We start from the raw sequence: 2,516 nt of genomic DNA on the forward strand, positions 1-2,516 counted from the left end.
CCCGTTGAAATTCCGGGCGTACCAATGGTGAACTTCCTGAAAACTTCAGTAAACGAACACCGGAAGCACAAAGGATTAAAAGAACTTACTGCAGGCGAATTCCTGAAATTGATGCGTGAAAAAATGGATTTGGTTGACATGCATACCAAATTAACCAACCGCATGGTTAACGAAGGATTCTCGGGTGGTGAGAAAAAGAAAAACGAGATTTTCCAGATGGCACTACTTGAGCCGAAATTAGCGATTCTTGACGAAACCGATTCTGGACTTGATATTGACGCATTAAAGACAGTAGCCAACGGAGTTAACGCGCTAAAATCGCCCGAAAGGTCGACAATTGTAGTTACGCACTACCAGCGCCTGCTCGATTATATTGTACCCGATTTTGTACATATTCTTTACCAGGGAAAAATTGTAAAAACGGCCGGAAAAGAATTGGCGCTTCATTTGGAAGAAAAAGGGTACGACTGGATTAAATCAGAAAACGGAAATTAACATGAGCGTTTTAGTTGACAAAGCAGATTTATCGCTAAAATATACCGCGCATTACAACGAAGTAAAAGACGAGCTTTTTGCCAACTCGTCCGATATTTTGAACGCTCAACGAAAAAAGGCGTTTCAGAACTTTGTTTTGCAGGGTATACCAACGCGAAAAAATGAAAATTATAAATATACCAACCTAAATCCGGCATTTGTGCCTGATTTTAAATTCATCCATACAAGGGAGGAAAAGAAAGCCAATATGAGCGAGGTTTTTCGTTGCGATGTTCCGCAACTGAACACTAATCTGGCACTGGTTTTTAATGGTTGGTTCTACAAAAACGAAACAGAAAAAAGAGATCTTCCGGAAGGTGTTATTCTCGATAGCCTCGACAGTATTTCGAAAGAAAGACCGGAGCTGCTGGAAAAATATGCCAGTCTGGCCAATGTTGAAGAAGACCCGATGGTGGCGCTGAATACAGCTTTTGCCAAAGATGGTTTTTTCCTTTATGTTCCGAAAAATGTAGTGGTTGAAAGTCCTGTCCAGATCATTAATCTGTTGCAGGACGAAAAAGATACATTCTCTACTCAACGGAATTTTATTCTTGTTGAAGATGGTGCTAAAGTTCAGGTGTTGTTATGCGATCACACACTGAACCTTAACCAATACCTGAATAACTCGGTAACGGAAATTTTTGCCGGCAACAATGCTGAGGTGGAGTTTTACACCCTGCAAAATCAGCACAACAAAGCCACAAATATCAATTCGGTATTTATCGATCAGCAGCGCGATTCGCGTGTTACAACACACACTGCGTCGTTACACGGTGGTTTGATTCGTAACAACCTGCAATTTGCATTGAACGGAGAAAATGCCGAGGCGCACATGTTTGGAATGGCCTTTATGGACAAGAAACAACATGTGGATAATTTCACTCAGGTTATTCATGCTGCGCCGCACTGCGAAAGTAATCAGATTTACAAAAACGTGCTCGACGAAAAATCAACCGGTGCTTTCTCAGGAAGAATACACGTGGTTCGCGATGCACAAAAAACAAATGCTTTCCAGCGCAACAACAACTTGTTGCTGACCGACGAAGCCACGATGCAAACAAAACCTCAGCTGATTATTGATGCTGACGATGTAAAATGTAGTCACGGTGCAACAGTTGGTCAGATTGATGAAGAAGCATTGTTTTACCTGCGTGCCCGCGGAATTAACGAAGATCAGGCACGTTTGATGATGATGAACGCATTTGTCCACGAGGTGGTAAAAGAGATCAAACTGGAGCCATTGCGCGACCGTATCGACGAACTGGTTGACAAACGCCTGAAAGGTGAAGTTTCCCGTTGTCACGATTGTGCTTACCAGTGCGATTGTTAAATATTTTTTTGCGAAACGTTGTAACCTCGGAATAAAAACAAAGTTTTAAACTCCTTGAGAGTACAGCGTTTCGCAAAGCTTCTTTTCTTTCATTTCGCTATCTTCGCCTTATGAATTACGATATCGAAAAAATCAGATCATATTTCCCCATTCTCCAGCAAAAGGTATATAATAAGCCGCTTGTTTATCTCGATACGGCCGCATCGGCGCAAAAGCCTGTTCAGGTGCTTTTAAAATTGGAGCAGCTGCACAACGATTACTATGGCAACATCCACCGTGGTGCGCACTACATGGCTGATAAAGCAACGGTTGAGTACGAAGAGGTACGCGATAAAGTGAAGGAGTTTATTAATGCCACTTCGCGAAAAGAAATAATTTTCACAAAAGGAACCACCGAAAGTATTAACCTGGTGGCAAGTAGCTTTTGCGAAAAGTATGTTTCGGATGGTGATGAGATCATCGTTTCAGAAATGGAACACCACTCGAATATTGTTCCGTGGCAAATTGCCGCCGAAAGACGAAATGCAAAAATTGTAAAACTTCCGTTTAACGACACCGGTTTGCTTGAGATGGATAAGTTGCCGGAACTGATCACTCCGAAGACAAAACTGATTGCTGTTAATCACGTTTCCAATGTTTTGGGAACTATAAA

Annotated in this window: 3 protein-coding genes; all 3 read left to right on the forward strand. The window is 41.9% G+C overall.

Annotated elements, in window-relative coordinates; genetic code table 11:
* A partial coding sequence (gene sufC / locus ABZB17_RS22180; protein ID WP_372653800.1) for a Fe-S cluster assembly ATPase SufC occupies positions 1 to 495 on the forward strand: 495 nt, incomplete at its 5' end.
* Between the two features lies 1 nt (position 496).
* Positions 497 to 1,864, forward strand: coding sequence for a Fe-S cluster assembly protein SufD (gene sufD, locus ABZB17_RS22185; protein WP_372653803.1), 1,368 nt, complete (start codon positions 497 to 499; stop codon positions 1,862 to 1,864).
* A gap of 110 nt (positions 1,865 to 1,974) precedes the next feature.
* Positions 1,975 to 2,516 (forward strand): aminotransferase class V-fold PLP-dependent enzyme (locus ABZB17_RS22190; RefSeq protein WP_372653806.1); only part of this gene is annotated, 542 nt, incomplete at its 3' end.

The sequence above is a fragment of the Draconibacterium sp. genome, assembly GCF_041583095.1.
Lineage (GTDB): Bacteria > Bacteroidota > Bacteroidia > Bacteroidales > Prolixibacteraceae > Draconibacterium.

What these genes read in the sequence shown, in the direction of transcription:
- sufD (WP_372653803.1), top strand. Translation starts at nt 497, where the DNA reads ATGAGCGTTTTAGTTGACAAAGCAGATTTATCGCTAAAATATACCGCG.